The sequence below is a fragment of the Rhodococcus globerulus genome, assembly GCF_019334125.1.
Classification (GTDB): Bacteria; Actinomycetota; Actinomycetes; order Mycobacteriales; family Mycobacteriaceae; genus Rhodococcus_F; species Rhodococcus_F globerula.
On record NZ_CP079698.1, the window covers coordinates 4,729,076 to 4,748,171 of the forward strand.

Genomic DNA, 19,096 nt, shown 5'->3' on the forward strand with positions numbered 1-19,096 from the left:
AAGGGATTGTGCATGAAACTTCTCAACCGGGTTGCGGTTGTCACGGGCGCCGGACAAGGTCTTGGCCGGGCTATCGCACTCGCGATGGCCGAGGAAGGCGCGAACCTTGTCCTGTGTGATGTTCAGGGTGACAAACTCGCAGAGGTATCAGCCGAGATCGAGGGCTTGGGGCGCGAGAGTCTTCCGGTTCGTTGTGATGTCTCGTCGAAAAGTGAAGTGGCCGAGATGTTCACGGCTGCAGCAGAGAGATTCGGTACCGTCCACATTCTCGTGAACAATGCGGCAATTGTGCCGACCTCGCCGGCCGACGAGATTCGACGTAACAAGCACTACGAGTACGTCACGACACCTGTTCCTCGGCGCGCAGTCGGAATTACCAGCAGCCTCGATGATGACGACTGGCTCCGGTGGTGGGATGTCAACGTGCACGGCCTGTTTTACTGCACCCGCGAGGCACTGAAGTACATGGAACCTCAGCAGTACGGCCGGATCGTCAACATTTCCTCTGTCGCCGGTATATCCACCGCAAGCATGCACAGTCCTGGTTACTCCGCGAGCAAGGCCGCCGTAGCGAACCTGACCAAGACTGTTGCCCTGGATGTAGCCGGCGCCAACATCTTTGTGAACGCAATCGCGTGCGGAGGTGTGCTCACTCCGCCGTTCGAGGCCTACCTCGAACATGCCACCGACGAGGAAAAGCGGAATCTCTATCAAATGATCCCGGTCGGACGGCTCGGAAAGCCTGAGGAATATGCGTCCCTGGCGCTCTACCTAGCCGGTGAAAACCACTATCTCGTCGGCCAGGTGATCAGCGCCAACGGCGGCGTCGTCATCTAGTCCAGGCTCCACATTCCGTCACCCACTTGAGTATTCGAGGACATCAGTTGAACACGCAAAGTTTCCGGACATCGAAGACGATGTTCATCGCCGCTACGACAGTTGCCGCATTCACTTTGGGAGCATGCGGGAGTGATGCCGCTTCGGCAGAGGGTTCCGTCATGAGGATCGGAGTCACCCAAGGGGTGCCCACCGACCTGCTTACCGTCGTCGCCGAGAACGAGGGGTTCTTCGACAAGCATGGAGTCAACGTCGAATTGAATCCACCTGCCTTGACCAATGCTGTTGCCGCCGCTGTCATCTCCAACGACCTCACGGTCGGTTCGATGGTGCCGGCGATGCTGTGGCCGGCGATCGAGAAGGGCGCATGCGTGAAAGCTCTTGGCTCCCTGGTGGGCAACACGATGGATGTGATCGCGCAACCGGGAACCGAGATTGCAGGTGACCCCACCGATCCCGACACCACGATGGCAAGCATCAAAGGCAAAACGATCGGCGTGACAGCCCGTGGCGCGGGAATGGAATTGTGGATCAGCCAGATGGCACAAGAGGCGGGTATGGATCCGGCCAAGGACATAACTTTTGTCGGAGTCGGAGCGCCGGCCACCGCAATCGCGGCGTTCAAGGCCAAACAGGTCGACGTCCTCTATTACGGTCCCACCATGGCGTCGCAGCTCTCCGAATCCGAGTTCGTGCGTGTCACGGACATCATCGGTAAGCCCGGCAATGCGCTGTCGGGTCTCAATCACGGTTATCCCACCGCGTCCTGCAGCACGATCGCAGAGCGTCCGAATGACGTCATGAATTACTGCAAGGCGATGTGGGACACCTACGATTTCTCGCAGGATCCGCAAAACGCCGCCGTAATGGGGAAGTGGATGGCAGAGCTGACCGGCGTGGCTCCGGAGGCGGGAACTGCGGCCTGGGAAGCGTTGAAGGACGCCTACCTGCCGATGACCATCACCAAGGAATCATGGAAAGAGCAGGCGCCCCTCGCTGGTTCGCCGGCACCTACCGTCCCGGATTTCGCGAGTTCGGTCTACGAGCCTTGTGCAGGCGGTGATCCCCGCTGACCCCTGCCTTCAGTCCCGGTCGCGTTCTCGTTCCCCACGTTCCTCTCGCTGACGCTGAAGGAACGGACTGGGGTTCTGGCCGCCGATCGGACCGTGTCCGAGGACGCCGTGCTCGTAGGCGGACTCGGCGTGCAGTGCGACGTCGATTCCGCGGGCCTCGTCTTCGCGCGAGATGCGGAAGCCGAAGGTTCGATCGATCAGCTTGCCGAGGCCGTAGGTGACACCGAAGGCATAGAGCGCGACGACGACAACACCGACAAACTGCTTGCCGAGCTGTGCAAGACCGCCACCGTAGAAGAGTCCTTCAGGGCCGCCGGTCATGACGGCCGTCGCGAGGAGTCCGATCAACAGGGATCCGATGATGCCGCCGACGAGGTGCACGCCGACCACGTCGAGGGAGTCGTCGTAGCCGAGTTCGTGCTTCCAGCCAACGGCATAGGAGCAGACGATGCCGGCGATCAGTCCGATGATCACGGCCCCGAACATATTGACGGTTCCGCAGGACGGCGTGATTGCCACAAGGCCGGCAACGACGCCGGACGCGGCGCCGAAGGTCGTGGGATGGCCGTCGCGGTTCTGCTCGACGAACAGCCAGCCCAACAGACCGGTGCAACCGGCGACGAGGGTGTTGAGGAAGATCTGCGCGGCCATACCGTCGGCGGCAAGAGCGGAACCGGCGTTGAAACCGAACCACCCGAACCACAGCAGACCGACGCCGAGCAGGACGAAGGGAAGGTTGTGCGGACGCATCGACTCGGCTTTGAATCCCATGCGCTGACCGAGGACCAGAGCCAGCGCGAGGCCAGACGCGCCGGAGACGATCTCGACGACCAAGCCGCCCGCGTAGTCGAGGGCTCCCATTCGAGCCAGCCAACCGTCCGGATTCCACACCCAGTGAGCGACCGGTGCGTAGACGAGGAGGGACCAGATCGGGACGAAGATCATCCAGGCGGAAAACTTTGCCCGGTCTGCGATGGCGCCACTGATCAGTGCTGCGGTCAGGATGGCGAACGTCAGTTGGAAGGTCGCGAACAGCACTTCCGGAACGTTCCCGTGCACGGTCGACGGGTCGATACCTGCCATCCCGAGGTGTTCGAGTCCGCCGATGATGCCGCCGTGATCGTCACCGAATACGAGGCTGTAACCCACGAACAGCCAGGCCACGGTGACAAGCGCGATGGAGACGAAGCTCATCATGATCATGTTCAGTACGCCGGTCGAGCGGACCATGCCGCCGTAGAACAAGGCAAGGCCTGGAGTCATCAGTAGAACGAGTGCGGTGCTGATGAGCAACCAGGCGGTTGCTCCGGCGTCGATGGTGGCGGGCACAGTTTTCTCCTCCCACATGCGGACCTGTCCGCATGCTCGGCATCCACGATGGGTGCGTGTGGTTTCCACTGCGCTGCGACCATGTTGCGAACATGTTTCGTATCCGTCTGGGCGTTGCACCCGCACCGGGCGAGCTGTCGTACCTCGCCGGTAGTCTTTGCGCGTGGCCCTGTACCGGAAGTATCGACCGGCGTCCTTCGCCGAGGTGGTGGGGCAGGAACATGTCACCGCACCACTGAGCACCGCCCTCGACGCAGGGCGTATCAACCATGCCTATCTGTTCTCCGGCCCTCGTGGCTGCGGAAAGACGTCGTCAGCTCGTATTCTGGCGCGCTCACTGAACTGCAAGGAAGGCCCGACGTCGACGCCGTGTGGAGTGTGCAACTCCTGTATCGCGCTCGGTCCTGGCGGTTCCGGCAACGTCGATGTCACCGAACTCGACGCCGCGAGTCACGGTGGTGTCGACGACACCCGTGAGCTTCGCGACAAAGCCTTCTACGCGCCGGCCGAGTCGAACTACCGCATCTTCATCATCGACGAGGCCCACATGGTCACGGCGGCGGGTTTCAATGCACTCCTCAAGATCGTGGAAGAGCCGCCCGAGCATCTCATCTTCGTCTTCGCGACCACGGAACCTGAAAAGGTCCTTCCGACCATTCGGTCGCGTACGCACCACTATCCGTTCCGGCTTCTCGCGCCGTCCACGATGCGCGGGCTCCTCGAGAACGTGTGTGCGCAAGAGAACGTCGCTGTCGAGCCGGCGGTGTACCCATTGGTCATCAAGGCCGGTGGCGGATCGCCGCGTGACTCCCTCAGCGTTCTCGATCAGCTCCTGGCCGGAGCCGGCGACGAAGGCGTCACCTACCCGCGGGCTCTCTCACTTCTCGGCGTTACCGACGTGGCCCTCATCGACGAGGCCGTGGACGCACTGTCCGCCGGTAACGGTGCCGCGCTGTTCGGAACCGTCGAACGTGTCATGGACGCCGGCCACGATCCCCGTAGATTTGCACTCGACCTTCTGGAACGCCTCCGCGATCTCATCCTGATGCAAGCAGTTCCCGACGCTGCCGAAACAGGATTGGTCGACGCACCCGAAGCTGAACTGGTCACCATGCGTGAACAGATTCAGAACGTCGGACCGGCCACCCTGACGCGTTTTGCCGAGACCGTCCACGCCGGGCTGGGTGAGATGCGCGGCGCCACCGCACCTCGTCTGTTGCTCGAAGTGATGTGCGCGAGGATGCTGCTGCCATCGGCGTCGGATTCCGAATCGGCTCTGCTTCAGCGGTTGGAAAAGGTCGAAAGAGGTATCCCGGCAGCAGGTTTCGCGCCGGTAGGGTCCGTTGTCGCTGCTTCAAGTGCGGCTCCGCCGGCAGTGCATGCTGCGCCGACGCCGTCCCCCGAGCCTCCAGTGGAGTCCAAGTTCCAGCGTCCGTCGCAGCGCAAAGCAGAGCCGGAGGTTGTGCCGCCTGCGCCGACACCTTCGCCGGTAGTAGAGGCCGCGCCGGAACCTGCGCCCGCGCCGGTTGTTGAGCCCGAACCTGCTCCGGTAGTTGAGGCTGCACCAGAACCTGCGCCTGAGCCCGTTGTCGAGCCCGAACCTGCTCCGGTAGTTGAGGCTGCACCCGAACCTGCGCCTGAGCCCGTTGTCGAGCCCGCGCCGGTTGCCGAACCGGAACCCGAGCCCACTCCGGTTGAGGAAGAGGTACCGGTCGCGGCCCCAGCTTCGGCAGGCCCGACCGTCGAAACGCTCCGCGAGTCGTGGAATACGTTGCGCAACAAGGTGGGTGAGCGAAACAAGGTCCTGCCGGCCATGCTGTCGGCCGCGACGGTTCACGATGTGCGTGGCCATGTGTTGGTGATTGCGCATGTCACTCCGGTGCTCGGTGCGCGTGTCACCTCGCCGCACAATGCGGCGGTCATCTGTGAAGTGCTTTCCGAAATGTTCGGTGGCACTTGGCAAGTGGAATACCAGGAGGGTGCACCGGTTGTCCCGGCCGGTTCGGGTCCGGCAGCCAAGGCGGCCGAGGCTCCGGCGCGCCCGGCGGCAGCGCCACGGTTCTCGCGGCCAAGTCAGGAGCGGGCGGCCAAGGCTCCTGCGTCGACATCGCGGCCGCAGGGCGCAGATCGCGGTTCCGACGACATCCCGCCGCCCGAGGCTCCGGATTACCCGGACGACCCTGGACCGGCCCCCGAGGTCGACTACGAAGCGACACCTGCCGCGGCAACGCCGGAAGAAGAAAAGCAGATGTTCGCGGAGGCTGCGCAACCTGCCGATCCGACAACCCGTCGCGACCCGGAGGAAGTGGCAAAGGAACTGCTCAAGGACGTCCTGGGAGCACGCAAGCTCGAGTAGGTGCGGCCCGTCTGATCCTCTCGGTCATCAAGCACGATCGCTTTGGTCCTTCCCAATAATTTGGAACACGTTCTACAGTGGGTGGACCGGAGGTCTGACTGCAGGCCGGTTCGACGAATTAGACGGAAGGAACACCTCACAGTGACCACAGAGGCATTCATTTATGAAGCCATCCGTACCCCGCGAGGCCGCGGCAAGAAGACAGGGTCTTTGCACTCGGTCAAGCCGATTTCGCTGGTCACGGGTCTGATCCAGGAACTGCGCGTGCGCTTCCCCGATCTCGACGAAGACCGGATCTCCGATCTCATCCTCGGGATCGTCGGGCCGGTGGGCGATCAGGGTGCCGACATGGCGCGCATCGCTGTCAACGACGCGAAGCTTCCTGACACCGTCGGTGGCGTGCAGATCAACCGCTTCTGTGCGTCCGGTTTGGAAGCCGTGAACATGGCAGCCCAGAAGGTTCGCTCCGGTTGGGACGAGCTCGTGATCGCCGGTGGCGTCGAGTCCATGTCGAGGGTCCCGATGGGCTCGGACGGCGGACCGTGGGCACTGGACCCGGCCACCAACTACGACAACTACTTCGTTCCGCAGGGCGTCGGCGCAGACCTCATCGCCACCATCGAGGGTTTCTCGCGTGACGATGTCGACGCGTACGCCGTCCGCTCGCAGGATCTGGCCGCGAAGGCTTGGACCGGCGGATACTTTGCCAAGTCCGTTGTCCCGGTCAAGGACATCAACGGCATCACCGTTCTCGACAACGACGAGCACATGCGTCCGGGCACCACGGCGGCAAACCTTGCCGGACTTGCACCCGCGTTCAGTGTCGTCGGTGAGGTCGGCGGCTTCGACGCGGTAGCGCTCCAGAAGTACCACTGGGTCGAGAAGATCAACCACGTTCACCACGGTGGTAACAGCTCGGGAATCGTCGACGGCGCCGCACTGGTGCTCGTGGGCTCCGAGAGTGCCGGTCAGGCAATGAATTTGACCCCGCGTGCCCGCGTCGTCGCGACGGCGACCAGCGGTGCCGATTCCACGATCATGCTCACCGGCCCGACGCCGGCAACCAAGAAGGTTCTGGCTGCGGCCGGCCTGACGGTTGACGACATCGACCTGTTCGAGATCAACGAGGCTTTTGCCTCCGTCGTCCTGAAGTTCCAGAAGGACCTCAACATTCCGGACGAGAAGCTCAACGTCAACGGTGGCGCAATCGCCATGGGACACCCGCTCGGCGCCACTGGCGCAATGATTCTCGGCACGATGGTCGACGAACTCGAGCGTCGCGGTGGCAAGCGTGCTCTCGTCACGCTGTGCATCGGCGGCGGTATGGGCGTTGCCACCATCATCGAGCGCGTCTGACGCGACCGGACTACAGGAGACGAATCAGCGTGACCGAGAACAACATGATCAACTGGGAGCAGGACTCCGACGGCATCGTCCTGCTCACCATGGACGACCCCAACCAGGGCGCCAACACCATGAACGACCTGTACAAGGCGTCGATGCAGGCCACTGTCGACCGCTTGTACGAGGAGAAGGACTCCATCACCGGAGTTGTCCTCACTTCGGCCAAGAAGACGTTCTTCGCGGGCGGTGACCTCAAGAACATGATCAAGGTCGGGCCAGAGCAGGCTCCCGACATCTTCGCCGAGGTCGGAACCATCAAGGCCGCGTTGCGTCGCCTCGAGACCCTCGGCAAGCCCGTGGTTTCCGCGATCAACGGTGCAGCGCTCGGCGGCGGCCTCGAAATTGCCCTCGCGACGCACTACCGCATTGCCGCTGACGTCAAGGGCGTCAAGATCGGTCTGCCCGAGGTCACTCTCGGACTGCTCCCCGGCGGCGGCGGCATCGTGCGCACCGTCCGTCTGCTCGGCCTGCAGAACGCCCTCCTGAACCTGCTCCTGCAGGGTCAACAGCGCGGACCGGTAGAGGCCAAGGAAGTTGGCATCGTCGACGAGGTTGTCGGTTCCGTCGAGGAACTGGTTCCGGCCGCGAAGGCATGGATCAAGGCCAATCCCGAAGGCGGCGTTCAGCCTTGGGACAAGAAGGGCTACAAGATCCCCGGTGGAACTCCGTCCACCCCGGCCTTTGCCGCCAACCTTCCGGCGTTCCCGGCGAACCTGCGTAAGCAGCTCAAGGGTGCTCCCATGCCCGCTCCGCGTGCCATCATGGCCGCAGCGGTCGAGGGCTCGCAGGTCGACATCGACAACGCAATGCTCATCGAGGCTCGTTACTTCACGTCCCTCGTGACGGGTCGTGTTGCGAAGAACATGATCCAGGCGTTCTTCTTCGACCTGCAGGCCATCAACGGCGGCGGCTCACGTCCCGCCGGTATCGGGAAGACCCCGATCACCAAGGTCGGCGTTCTCGGTGCAGGCATGATGGGTGCAGGCATTGCCTACGTGTCCGCGAAGGCGGGCTTCGAGGTGGTCCTCAAGGACGTCACCATCGAGGCTGCCAACAAGGGCAAGGCTTACTCCGAAGGTATTGAAGCCAAGGCACTTTCGCGTGGCAAGACCACGCAGGAGAAGTCCGACGCACTTCTTGCCAAGATCACCCCGACGGCTGACCCCGCCGATTTCGCGGGCGTCGACTTCGTCATCGAGGCAGTTTTCGAGAGCCAGGAACTCAAGCACAAGGTGTTCCAGGAGATCGAGGACATCGTTGCGCCCAACGCGCTACTGGGTTCCAACACCTCGACGCTTCCCATCACGGGTCTGGCGACCGGTGTGAAGCGCCAGGAAGATTTCATCGGCATCCACTTCTTCTCGCCTGTCGACAAGATGCCGCTGGTGGAGATCATCCGCGGTGAGAAGACGTCCGACGAGGCATTGGCTCGCGTATTCGACTACGTCCAGGCCATCCGAAAGACGCCGATCGTGGTCAACGACTCGCGCGGCTTCTTCACCTCGCGCGTCATCGGCACCTTCATCAATGAAGCCATCGGCATGCTGGCCGAGGGTATCGAACCGGCTACCATCGAGCAGGCCGGTATGCAGGCAGGGTACCCGGCTGCGCCGCTGCAGCTTTCGGATGAGCTCAACCTCACTCTGATGCAGAAGATCCGCAAGGAAAGCGCGGATGCCGCCAAGGCCGAAGGCAAGGAATTGCCCGCAGATCCGGCAGGCGACGTCATCAACACCCTCGTCGACGGTGGTCGCACCGGTCGTCTCGGCGGCGGCGGATTCTACGAGTACGCAGACGGCAAGCGCACCGGCCTGTGGCCGGGTCTGCGTGATGCCTTCAAGTCGGGATCGACGGAAGCACCGCTTCAGGATCTCATCGACCGCATGCTGTTCATCGAAGCCATCGAGACCGTCAAGTGCTTCGACGAAGGTGTCCTCATGACGACGGCCGACGCCAACATCGGCTCCATCATGGGTATCGGCTACCCGGCCTGGACGGGTGGCGTCAGCCAGTTCGTCACCGGTTACGAGGGCGGCAAGGCTGGATTTGTCGCTCGCGCCGAGGAATTGGCAGCCAAGTACGGTGAGCGGTTCACGCCGCCGGCGTCGCTGAAGGGCTGATTCAGACCCACCTGAAAAGAGCGAACGTACCTTTCGGCGCATCTAACGCGCTGAAAGGTACGTTCGCTCAGTTCTGGGGAGAGAAAAGCACACAGGAGCCGAAGGCCCCTACCCCTTCCACCACGGGCGCAACGGCACATGTGCCTCGCCCTTGGCGCCGAGTTTGACGGCCAGAACCTGGTGCAGCTGAACGACATTGCGCTCGAAGCCCAGGCGTGAGCCGGCCATGTAGAGGCCCCACACGCGAGCGGTACCTTCACCGACCTCCGCGACGCAGACATCCCAGTTGTCGACCAGATTCTGGCACCATGCCGCAAGGGTCAGGGCGTAGTGCTCGCGGATGTTCTCCTCGTGCCGCACTTCGAGTCCCACGTTCTGGATCTCGGAGATGATGCGGCCGGAACCGGTGAGCTCCCCGTCTGGGAAGACGTACCGGTCGATGAACCCGCCGGCCTTGGCACTGCTGCGATTGTCCGGTCGGGTGATGCAGTGGTTGAGCAGACGCCCACCCTCGCGAAGTTTGCCCTTGAGAAATTCGAAGTACGCCGGGTAATTCCCGACGCCGATGTGTTCGGTCAGTCCGATGGAAGAGATTGCGTCGAAACCGGATTCGGCGACGTCGCGGTAGTCGGAGAAACGAACCTGGGCGAGGTCGGCGAGCCCCTCGTCCTCGATGGCTTTCTGTGCCCAGTCGGCTTGTTCGCGGGAGAGGGTCACGCCGATCACCTTGACGCCGCGGCGGGCGGCGTAGCGGACCATCGAACCCCAACCGCAGCCGATGTCGAGGAGGCGGTCGCCTGCTTGGAGTCCGAGCTTCTCGAACACCAAGCGGTACTTGTTCTCCTGTGCCTGCTCGAGAGTCTGTTCGGCGTTCTCGTAGGTCGCGCAGGTGTAGGTCATCGAGGGTCCGAGGACGTACTCGTAGAAAGTGTTGGAGACGTCGTAGTGGTGATGGATGACTTCGGCGTCACGAGATTTGGAGTGCCGCAGTCCTTCTGCGACGCGGCGCCAGCGGGGAAGGTGTTCCTGCGGCGGCGGCGCGATGGGACGCAACAAATCCCAGCCGAGGGAGCGGGTGATGCTGGCAAGCGTCAGTGCGGAGGGGCGCTTGAGGTGTAGTTCGTCGCCCATGACGCGAAGGATCTCGTACGGGTCGCCGGGATGAACACCCTCGGCTTCGAGGTCGCCGGAGACGTAGGCGCGTGCCATGCCGAGATCGCCGGGAGCTGTTGCAAGATAGGTGGTTCCGCGGGTCGACTTGAGGTGGAGGCCGTAGTCGGCATCCTCAGGTCCGGCGACACTACCGTCGTAGGCGGTGAATCGAAGCGGCAGCATGCCGTCGGAAAGCGTCTCGAGAATCTCTGCGATGGAGAGCTTTTCTTGGTTCTTGGAATCCTTGAACGTGGTCATTTCCGTTGCACCGCCTTAGAAAATAGGTCCAATAAACGCGAATTGGGGTCGTAGCGATCCTTGAGGTGCAGGTAGCGGTCGCCGCCGTAGTACTGCGCCTCGAAGTCTTCCTTCGAGTAATAGGAGTCCGAGTAGAGGGACTTGTGTCCGTCGAAGTCGCCGACCTTGTCCTCGATCAATCTGTTTGCTGCTCCCTCGCGCTCACCGGGAACGATCGGCACCGAAGACCAGAAGCCGATGTTGACGTAGGTGCGCTTGGGTTCGAGAGGGTACAACGGCCAAGGCCGCGCTGCGGAGGCTCCGGCGGGACTGGGCTCGCGAAGACGCAACGGGCACAACCACAGCGGTTCGATCGGGATTTCCTCGAGGAACCACGAGACAAAATCCGCGGTTCGTTCGATGGGCACCTCGACGTCCTGGACGACGCGTTCACGTGGGGGCTTTCCCTTGCGCTTTTCGAGGCGATCGCCGATGTCGTACTTGTGGTCGAGGGCGATCAGTTTCCAGTAGAAGCTGCTGCGGAGGTACTGCTTGGGCCACAAGCGCCGGATCTTGGGGTTCTGGGCTCCGAAGGCCCGCGAGCACCAGAACCAGTCGGTGTCCCAGCGCCACAGGTAGTCCCGGATGGTGAGGCGATCGGTTTTGGGATGCACCAGCGACGGATGCTGGATCGAACGGTAGAAGATGTTCTGTCCCGTGTAGTCGCTGACCGGCCCATCGTCGTCGGTCTGAACTCCGAGCGTGAGGTAGCTCTCGGCATCGGTAAAGACGACACCGTCGAGGTAGTCGACCGCGACGCCGTCGTACTCCCGGTCGGTGACGATGCGGTCCATCGTGGTTTCGAGTGCTTTCAATGAATCGAAACGCAGATGGCGCAGGGCTACATACTTTTTCACCGGTTCGAGGCTGATCTTGAGCCGCGTGGAATAGCCGAGGGTGCCGTAGGAATTGGGGAAACCGAAGAACAGTTCGGCGTGTTCACCGTCAGGTGTGGCGGTGATGATCTCGCCGTTTCCGGTGAGGATGTCGATCTCCAGAACGGATTCGTGCGGCAATCCGTTTCGGAAGGACGTGGATTCGATTCCCAACCCGGTGACGGCGCCACCGAGCGTGATGGTCTTGAGCTGGGGCACGACAAGTGGCGCGAGCCCGTACGCAAGCGTGGCGTCGACAAGATCCTCGTACGTGCACATGCCGGCGACGTCTGCCGTCCGCGCCACCGGGTCGACGGCGATCACACCGGTGAGCCCGCTGACGTCGAGGCCGGGAGTCGACGACTTGGCACGGGCCCGGAACAGGTTGGAGGTCTTCTTGGCCAGTCGGACCGAACCATCGGGGGGTATCGCGTGATACGACGCGAGAAGTCGCGCAACACCTTCCCGGTGCTGCGCAAAACCGGTTTCGCGCGCGCCGTCGGAACCCGGACGCTTACCTGCCCGGATCCTGGAAAACTTCGGAACTACCCCATTGAACGAGAGAGTCACAACCTCGACGCTATCCCTAGCGGTTGCTGGGGGCCATCGGTAGGGGTCGATTTGCGGGAATTTGATCGAGTTGTTGCAAACGGTCGCGGATTTGCGGCACCGATAGTGAACCAGCTCACATGATCTGGTCGATAGTCGAGATACCGGGCCGGAACAGGCAGTATGGAAACAAGGGTCTGTGCAGCATGCAGGTAGTCAACTGAGGAGTAGTACGGGTAATGGGTCAGGTCAACGCAATGAGTTCGACGGTCGTTCCACATGCACCGGAGCAGGTGCTCGCGGCACTCTCCGATTACGAGACCGTGCGCCCGCGCATTCTGTCGGAGCAGTACCTCGACTACAAGGTGCTCAGTGGTGGCCAGGGCAACGGAACAGTTGCAGAGTGGACCCTCAAAGCGACGGAAAAGCGTTCGCGCAACGTCAAGGCGACGGTCACGGTCGAGGGCAACGTCATCACGGAGAAGGATGCCAATTCCAGCATGGTGACCACGTGGACCGTGGCCCCCAACGGAACGGGTACCACCGTGACAACGCTGACGCAGTGGCAGGGCGCTACGGGTATCGGCGGATTCTTCGAGCGGACGTTTGCGCCCAAGGGCTTGCAGCGCATTCAGGCTACGGTGCTGGACAACCTCAAGCGTGAACTCGGATAGTTCCTGCTCACTTCCCGCTGATGATCCGGCCCAGAGTTTTCAGGGCCGGATTTTCTGCATTCCAGTAGTCGCTGTGCACTGCCAACCCCGGTGAGCCTGGCGCGCTCGTGAATACCTGGGCGCCGAACGTGGGGTCGGCCGGATCGAAACCGTGAATCCCGAGCGCTCTCGGTATCAGCTGCACGGGGTCCCAGAATGCTGTTGTTGCGTAGACGTGTTCACCCATATCGGCTTCCGCCGTCGTATCGAGTCGCAATTCGTCGACGCGCTCCGCGTCGACACCTGGGCTCGCGACGAAGACCAGATCGTCGACGTTCAGTGAGCCTCCGTCGGTGGTGGCGGCGCCGATGACGGTGCTGCCGTAGGAATGCCCGATGACCACGTTGTGAGAGGCCGGACCGTCGTGGGACGCGCGTAAGCCGTCCTGGAATGCGTCCAGCGCGGGTGCGGCAGCGTCGGCGTAGCGGTCGAGCCCCGCATCGGGAATGGTTGGTGGAGAATCGTATCCGGACCAGAGAATGACCGAGTTGACGGATCCGGGCGATGCCACACGGGCTGCGTCGTACATCGCCCTGGTTCTCTGAAGGTCTCCGCCGATTCCGCCGACGGTGGTCCCCGTTCCGGGAACCAGGGTTGCGACATTGTCTGCGGTATCGGGATTTCCGAGTGCGATGGCGGTGTGTCCGTCGGGGCTCACCGACAGGAGGAACATGTCCGGCCGCAGCTCTGCGGCGACGGCGGCGTAGGTACTTGGCGATGCTTCGCGCATCGATTCCAAGTAGCGTCGGTTGTAGTAGTCGCGGTCGAGCGCGGGGAGTCCGTCTCGATTCCCGATTGCCGGATAGCGCAGCGCCAGTGCGTCTTTTTCACTGGGGGAGAGGGTGTTCCAGTAGTTGCTCAGTTCGGCGGGGTTGTCGGGCAGGCCGACTGGATCGAGTGCAACCGCGGCGAGAGGTCCCAGAAGCTCGGCGAGTTGGCCCAATGCCGTTGTCAATGCGACGGCGGCCGTGTGGTCGACGTGCTCCACTGCATCGAGGGCTTCGGAGAGTCTGACGCCAAAAGTTGCTGCAGCCCCGGCATAGTGGTCTGCCTGCAGAATGTCTGCCAGACTCCCCGGTGTTGCAGGTGCCGGCGGAAAGACCTCGCCGTTGTCGGTGACGATCAGACCGTGTGTGAGAGTCGCGTCGTCGACGATCATGTTGACGGCGCGGTACGCATGACCGAGCGTATTTGCCGCTCCGGCATAACAGTCCGCCACATTTCGTACGGCAATGGAGATTCGACCGGACACGCGAAGTGTGGCCGAGAGTTCGGCGGCGGCCGCTGTTGCCGCTTCGCCTTTCCAGACGTCGAATTCGCGCTCTACCGTGCGTCGGGCCGCGTCGAGTATGTCTTCGACCCGCCGATCTGCCTCGATCAGTTGGGAACTCGCGGTTCGCAGTGGCTCAGGTGAGAAGGCGTGAACGTCGGAGATAGTCGGACGCATCGAAATTCAGATCCTGTGAAGCGCGGCAGCGAAGTCACGGTCTGCCGCTCCGAGCAGGCGCGCGGTGTGGGCGGTGGCGTCTGCTAATGCCGAGATTCGCCCGGCCATGAACAGATAGGCGTCGGCGACCGGTGCGATGGCGTCGACTCCGGCAACCTCGTCGGCGCGAGCTTGGAGATCCGTCGAAAGTTGCTGTAGTGCATCAAGATCTGCTTGAAGGAACGTGCCCATGCCGGAACGGTAGCTGGCGCGGCGCCGCTGTGGCGCTTGCGAAATCAGCCTGTGGATAAGCCGTGGTTATCCACAGGAAGGTTGTCCACAGAAAGATGACTACTGGCTTGTCAGAAACGCCTGCACGCCATCCGAGATCGCCGAGGCGTATTCGGCTTGGCCTGCGGGGCTGCTCATCCGGGCGGCTTCGGCGGCGTTACGCATGTTTCCCAGTTCCACGAGAATCGACGGTCGCTGCGCCAGATTGAGTCCGGTGAGGTCTGCGCGTGGCGACAGGCCGTTCTCGCCGATGTACGTCGACGGTGTGAGTCCGGCGGCGGTCAGGGAGTCGCGCATGGTTTCGGCCAGTGTCACGGAAGGTCCGGCCTGAACGGGGTTGAGGGGCGGCGCGGAGTAGCAGACGTGAAAGCCTTCTGCACTGGCGTCGGCGCCGTCGGCGTGAATGCTGACCACGATGTCGGCGCCGGACGCATTGGCTGCCTCGGCTCGGGCGTCGACGCATGATCCGACGCTCGTGTCGTCTGGCCGACTCAGGAGGACGGTGGCGCCTTCGGCTTCGAGTTCACTCTTGACCAGGCTTGTGACTTCCCAGTTGAAGGTGTGTTCGGCAAATCCGGCGTCGGTGTTGGTACCGGTGGTCTGGCAGTTCTTGGTGCCGCCGCGGCCGGTGGGGACCTGGGTGTCGATGGTGTCGTCGTTTGCGCCGTTGTGTCCGGGATCGAGGAAGACGACTTTGCCGATTAGTGGTTCGGTAGCGGGCGCAGCCGCCGGTGTGACCGCAGCGGCGCTCTCGGCTGTGCCCGTCGGGATAGTGCATCCAGCGGTGATCAAGGTAGCTGCGAGAGCCACACCAAGCGTGAGGCTACGACGATTAGGCAGTTTTGTGATCTCTGACGGGTTTCGGCGCACCCGCTCACGGTAGCGCGCACCGACTACGCTGGTGGGGATAACACTGGAGAAAGGACCGCACGTGCAACCAGGTGGAGCACCCGATATGTCCGCATTGCTGGCTCAGGCTCAGCAGATGCAGCAGCAGTTGATGGCTGCGCAGCAGGAAATGGCTCAGGCGGAGGTGACCGGCCAGGCCGGTGGCGGACTGGTTATTGCCACGGTCAAGGGCACCGGTGAGGTGGTCGGTCTGCAGATCGATCCCAAGGTCGTCGACCCTGACGATGTCGAAACCCTGCAGGATCTTGTGATCGGCGCCATCGAAGACGCATCGCGCAAGGCTCAGGATGTTGCAGCAGAGAAGCTCGGCCCCTTGGCCGGCGGACTCGGCGGAGGCCTTCCCGGTCTCCCCGGTTTCTAGAGACGAGTCCGCGTGTACGAAGGTCCCGTTCAGGATCTGATCGACGAACTCGGGAAACTTCCCGGGGTCGGTCCCAAGAGCGCCCAGCGCATCGCCTTTCATCTTCTGTCGGTTGAACCGCCGGAGATCGACAGGTTGAAGAATGCACTGCAGCGCATCCGCGACGGCGTTCAGTTCTGCACGGTGTGCGGAACTGTGTCCGATCAGGAGAAGTGCAGGATCTGCGCGGATTCTCGTCGCGACCGAACGGTGATCTGCGTCGTAGAAGAACCGAAAGACGTTCAGGCGGTGGAGCGGACAAGGGAGTTCAAGGGGCGCTATCACGTTCTCGGTGGAGCACTCAATCCGTTGTCCGGCGTCGGGCCGGATCAGCTCCGCATTCGGGAGTTGTTGGCCCGCATCGCAAACCAAGAGGATGGCGTGGACGTGTCCGAGGTGATCATCGCGACCGACCCCAACACCGAGGGGGAGGCAACGGCGACGTATCTGGTTCGGATGATGCGCGACATTCCGGGTTTGACGGTCTCGCGCTTGGCTTCCGGTCTGCCGATGGGTGGCGATCTCGAATTCGCGGATGAGCTGACCTTGGGCAGGGCATTGTCCGGACGCCGCGAATTGTCCAGGAACGCCTGATGACGAGTACACGGTCGGGGCGTCGTAGTTCGGAGGAGACGCGCGCGCAGATCATGGAATCTGCCGGCAAGGCCTTCGCTACGCGGCCCTATCGAGAAATCACGCTCAAGGACATCGCGGAAGACGTCGGGGTCAGCGCACCGCTCATCATCAAGTACTTCGGTTCGAAAGAGCAGTTGTACGACGAGTTGGTCGACTTCCGGGCGGCGGCGAATACCGTTTTCGACGCTCCGAACGATTCTCTCGGTGAGCGGATGGTGTCGCTGTTCACCAAACCGCAGGAACCGTACAAGCCGTTGTCGGTGAGCCTGCTCTTCATGAGTGGGGTGAGTGAGGAAAGCAACCGCAAACTGCGTGAGAACTATTCGACGCAGATGATCGACGCGCTGGCCGCTCGGTTGTCGGGGCCGGACGCGCGACTACGCGCCGAATTGGCGATGTCGATGGTGGCCGGAGTGGCCGTCATGCGTCGACGGATGTTGGCCGGTCACGCGACGGGCACTCAGGCCGAGGTTGTCGCGATTTATGCGCCGTTGGTGCAGAAACTTCTCGACGGGTGATCGTAGTCACTGTACTTGCGGGGTAAATATCCGTTCACCTACTGTAGGTGAACGGATATTTACTATTAGAGAACAGGTGGCGGTAGGTTGACGACGCTGGACCGTGCACCAGCAGTCCCACCGGTTGTAGCGCGCTCCCGTTTCCTGTTCCCCATCGTTTCCGCAGGCGCTGTTTTTCAGGCCGTCTTGCAAACCGTCATAGTTCCGCTGCTTCCCGAACTTCCGCACTTCACCGGCGCCAGTCGCACCGCGGTGTCTTGGCTTGTGACGGTGACACTTCTGGTCGGCGCCGTCGTCACGCCCATCTTCGGGCGTCTGGCCGACATGTTCGGCAAGAAGAAAATGTTGTTGGTCGCGTTCTTCTTGATGACGCTCGGATCGATGCTGTGCGCGGTGTCCTCGAATATCTCCGTGCTCATCTTCGCGCGAGCTCTCCAAGGTGCAGGCGCCGCTGTCATCCCCATCGGAATTTCCCTGCTGCGCGACGAACTGCCCCGGAACAAGGTGAACGGCGCCGTCGCCATGATGAGTTCGACGCTCGGAGTTGGTACTGCCCTTGGTATTCCGTTCTCGGCGATGATCGCTCAATACTCGAACTGGCATGTGCTGTTCTGGATCACCACTGCAATCGGGTTGTCGGTGACTCTTGCCGCCGGGTTGTTCATCCGTGAGTCGGAAGTCAGTCCGTCCGGCCGCTTCGACGGGGTCGGTGCGGTGGGCCTGAGCGCCGCGCTCGTCTTGCTGCTTGTCCCGATGACACAGGGCAGCAGTTGGGGATGGGCGAGCGGTTCGGTGATCTCGATGCTGTTGTCGTCGGCGCTTCTCTTCACGCTCTGGGTGTTTCAGCAACGACGCAACGTCAACCCTCTGGTTGATGTTCGCGCGCTGGTCAAGCGTGCGGTGCTGATCCCGCATATCGCCGCGCTTCTGGTCGGCTTTGCGTTCTTCGGGAACACGCTGATCACCACGCAGTTATTGCAAGGCGCACAGGGTCCTGGGGCCGGATACGGGTTGACCATCATCGCCGCGGCGCTGTGCCAGATTCCCGCCAGCATCGCGATGGTTCTGTTCTCGCCGGTCGCCGTGCGCATCACCGACCGATTCGGTTCGCGTACAGCGATGTTGACCGGCGCTGCATTTCTTGCCGGTGGCTACGGAATTCACGCTGTTGCGGGTAAACCCCTGTGGGGAGTGGTTGTCGCGTTGTTCATTACGGCTATCGGAACCGCGATCGTCTACAGCACCCTCTCGCTGCTTATTCTCGTAGCGGTGCCGCGTCAGCGCCTTGCGGCGGCAAACGGGGTCAACTCGTTGTTGCGTACCTCCGGCAGCACTCTCTGCAGTGCGACGGTGGCAACTATCCTGGCCGCTTATGTTGTCGCCGGTAGTGAGCATTCGACGTCGTGGGCAGGTTTTGCCGTCGCCTATCTGGTGTGCGCTGCGTGCGCGGTGGTTGTCTTCGGAGTGTCGTTCCTGCTCCCGCAAGGCCGCACCTCGATCGATATCGAGCTGCCGGAACTCAGGATTTAGGCGGGATTCGGAAACCGGAGAGGAAGAGCGTGATCATCAGATCGGCAAACTCCTCGGTGGTGTACTTCTGGCGGTCCGGCCAATGGTTTGTCGACCACAAGGTGTCGCGCACCGACCGATAGAAGATCTCGGGGGCGATGTCCTTGCGAAAGATCCCCTGTTCGACGCCTTCCGCAATGGCCTTGAGCCAATGCTCGCGAACCTCGCGAGAGGGGCCGTCGACGGACTGCAGCAGATCGTTGTCGCGAAGGTATGTCCGTTCGTTCTGGTAGATCGCGGTGGGGTGCGGGTGAAGTTCGATCACGATCAAGGTCTCCCGGATGAGGCCCCGCAACACCGCCTCCGGCCCGTCGGCCGATCGCTCGACCTGGTTGAACCGTTCCTGAATATCCGCCATGAAGACCCGGAGCAGTTCGGCGACAATCGCGTTCTTGGATTTGAAGTAGTGGTACAGGCTGCCGGAGAACACGCCTGCTGATTCGCCGATATCGCGGACCGTCGTGGATGCGACGCCCTTCTTCGCGAACAGTTCGGCCGAGCTTTCCAAGATTGTGTCTCGACGATCGGGTGTGGCTGCCACATGCTCTCCGCTGCTGATCTGTCCCGTTTCGGGCAGGTGTTCTCTTTCGAGCAATCCTGCCTGACGGCCTGAGTTCGTACCCGATCAGGTGTGATCCGGCG

The 19,096-nt window shown here is 62.2% G+C and carries 17 protein-coding genes; 10 read left to right on the plus strand and 7 right to left on the minus strand.

The annotated features are described in order from the left end of the window. The first annotated feature begins 12 nt into the window (after window positions 1-12). Both KYT97_RS21540 and KYT97_RS21545 read left to right on the plus strand, forming a co-directional pair. Window positions 13-837, plus strand: a complete 825-nt coding sequence (locus tag KYT97_RS21540) for an SDR family NAD(P)-dependent oxidoreductase (protein WP_219110651.1) — start codon at window positions 13-15, stop codon at window positions 835-837. Between the two features lie 47 nt (window positions 838-884). Next, window positions 885-1,910, plus strand: a complete 1,026-nt coding sequence (locus tag KYT97_RS21545) for an ABC transporter substrate-binding protein (protein ID WP_133637976.1) — start codon at window positions 885-887, stop codon at window positions 1,908-1,910. Between the two features lie 9 nt (window positions 1,911-1,919). Here the strand turns inward: KYT97_RS21545 and KYT97_RS21550 are convergent, their stop codons facing one another. Further along, the gene (locus tag KYT97_RS21550; protein ID WP_219110652.1) at window positions 1,920-3,239 is read right to left on the minus strand and encodes an ammonium transporter; all 1,320 of its coding nucleotides are present in this window, start codon (window positions 3,237-3,239) and stop codon (window positions 1,920-1,922) included. A 163-nt stretch (window positions 3,240-3,402) separates the two neighbouring features. Here KYT97_RS21550 and KYT97_RS21555 point away from each other — a divergent pair, with 163 nt between their 5' ends. The 3 genes from KYT97_RS21555 to KYT97_RS21565 all read left to right on the plus strand — a co-directional run bounded on the left by KYT97_RS21555 (window position 3,403) and on the right by KYT97_RS21565 (window position 9,119). After that, entirely contained in the window at window positions 3,403-5,595 is a 2,193-nt protein-coding gene (locus KYT97_RS21555) for a DNA polymerase III subunit gamma and tau (RefSeq protein ID WP_219110653.1), read from the plus strand. Between the two features lie 141 nt (window positions 5,596-5,736). After that, complete coding sequence (locus KYT97_RS21560) at window positions 5,737-6,951, plus strand: acetyl-CoA C-acetyltransferase (RefSeq protein WP_033235863.1); 1,215 nt, start codon at window positions 5,737-5,739, stop codon at window positions 6,949-6,951. 44 nt (window positions 6,952-6,995) lie between these two features. Next, a complete protein-coding gene (locus KYT97_RS21565; protein ID WP_095888102.1) occupies window positions 6,996-9,119 on the plus strand; it encodes a 3-hydroxyacyl-CoA dehydrogenase NAD-binding domain-containing protein in 2,124 nt (707 codons plus the stop codon). A gap of 108 nt (window positions 9,120-9,227) precedes the next feature. Here KYT97_RS21565 and KYT97_RS21570 read toward each other — a convergent pair whose 3' ends face one another. Then, window positions 9,228-10,529 (minus strand): class I SAM-dependent methyltransferase, encoded by a 1,302-nt coding sequence (locus KYT97_RS21570; protein ID WP_033235865.1) that lies wholly within the window; start codon window positions 10,527-10,529, stop codon window positions 9,228-9,230. Then, window positions 10,526-11,971, minus strand: coding sequence for an FAD-binding oxidoreductase (locus tag KYT97_RS21575; protein ID WP_219113070.1), 1,446 nt, complete (start codon window positions 11,969-11,971; stop codon window positions 10,526-10,528). Before KYT97_RS21575 ends, KYT97_RS21570 begins: the two co-directional genes overlap by 4 nt. A 260-nt stretch (window positions 11,972-12,231) precedes the next feature. On the opposite strand from KYT97_RS21575, the gene KYT97_RS21580 reads away from it, so the two are divergent. Next, the gene (locus tag KYT97_RS21580) at window positions 12,232-12,666 is read left to right on the plus strand and encodes an SRPBCC family protein (RefSeq protein WP_092805784.1); all 435 of its coding nucleotides are present in this window, start codon (window positions 12,232-12,234) and stop codon (window positions 12,664-12,666) included. 7 nt (window positions 12,667-12,673) lie between these two features. Here the strand turns inward: KYT97_RS21580 and KYT97_RS21585 are convergent, their stop codons facing one another. The 3 genes from KYT97_RS21585 to KYT97_RS21595 all read right to left on the minus strand — a co-directional run bounded on the left by KYT97_RS21585 (window position 12,674) and on the right by KYT97_RS21595 (window position 15,232). Further along, window positions 12,674-14,152: an alpha/beta hydrolase gene (locus KYT97_RS21585; protein ID WP_219110654.1), complete on the minus strand. Its 1,479-nt coding sequence runs from the start codon at window positions 14,150-14,152 to the stop codon at window positions 12,674-12,676. Between the two features lie 6 nt (window positions 14,153-14,158). Further along, window positions 14,159-14,383, minus strand: coding sequence for a hypothetical protein (locus KYT97_RS21590; RefSeq protein ID WP_045066502.1), 225 nt, complete (start codon window positions 14,381-14,383; stop codon window positions 14,159-14,161). A 99-nt stretch (window positions 14,384-14,482) separates the two neighbouring features. Further along, window positions 14,483-15,232 (minus strand): Rv3717 family N-acetylmuramoyl-L-alanine amidase, encoded by a 750-nt coding sequence (locus tag KYT97_RS21595; RefSeq protein WP_245005897.1) that lies wholly within the window; start codon window positions 15,230-15,232, stop codon window positions 14,483-14,485. A gap of 121 nt (window positions 15,233-15,353) precedes the next feature. On the opposite strand from KYT97_RS21595, the gene KYT97_RS21600 reads away from it, so the two are divergent. From KYT97_RS21600 to KYT97_RS21615, 4 genes are all read left to right on the plus strand, one after another. Beyond that, window positions 15,354-15,692: a YbaB/EbfC family nucleoid-associated protein gene (locus KYT97_RS21600; RefSeq protein WP_033235869.1), complete on the plus strand. Its 339-nt coding sequence runs from the start codon at window positions 15,354-15,356 to the stop codon at window positions 15,690-15,692. Window positions 15,693-15,704: 12 nt separating this feature from the next. Beyond that, window positions 15,705-16,325 (plus strand): recombination mediator RecR, encoded by a 621-nt coding sequence (recR, locus tag KYT97_RS21605; protein WP_033235870.1) that lies wholly within the window; start codon window positions 15,705-15,707, stop codon window positions 16,323-16,325. After that, complete coding sequence (locus tag KYT97_RS21610) at window positions 16,325-16,885, plus strand: TetR/AcrR family transcriptional regulator (protein ID WP_033235871.1); 561 nt, start codon at window positions 16,325-16,327, stop codon at window positions 16,883-16,885. Before recR ends, KYT97_RS21610 begins: the two co-directional genes overlap by 1 nt. A gap of 87 nt (window positions 16,886-16,972) precedes the next feature. Beyond that, window positions 16,973-18,415, plus strand: a complete 1,443-nt coding sequence (locus KYT97_RS21615) for an MFS transporter (protein WP_219110655.1) — start codon at window positions 16,973-16,975, stop codon at window positions 18,413-18,415. Here KYT97_RS21615 and KYT97_RS21620 read toward each other — a convergent pair. Further along, window positions 18,405-18,995 (minus strand): TetR/AcrR family transcriptional regulator, encoded by a 591-nt coding sequence (locus KYT97_RS21620; RefSeq protein ID WP_033235872.1) that lies wholly within the window; start codon window positions 18,993-18,995, stop codon window positions 18,405-18,407. The genes KYT97_RS21615 and KYT97_RS21620 overlap by 11 nt on opposite strands. Between the last annotated feature and the right edge of the window lie 101 nt (window positions 18,996-19,096).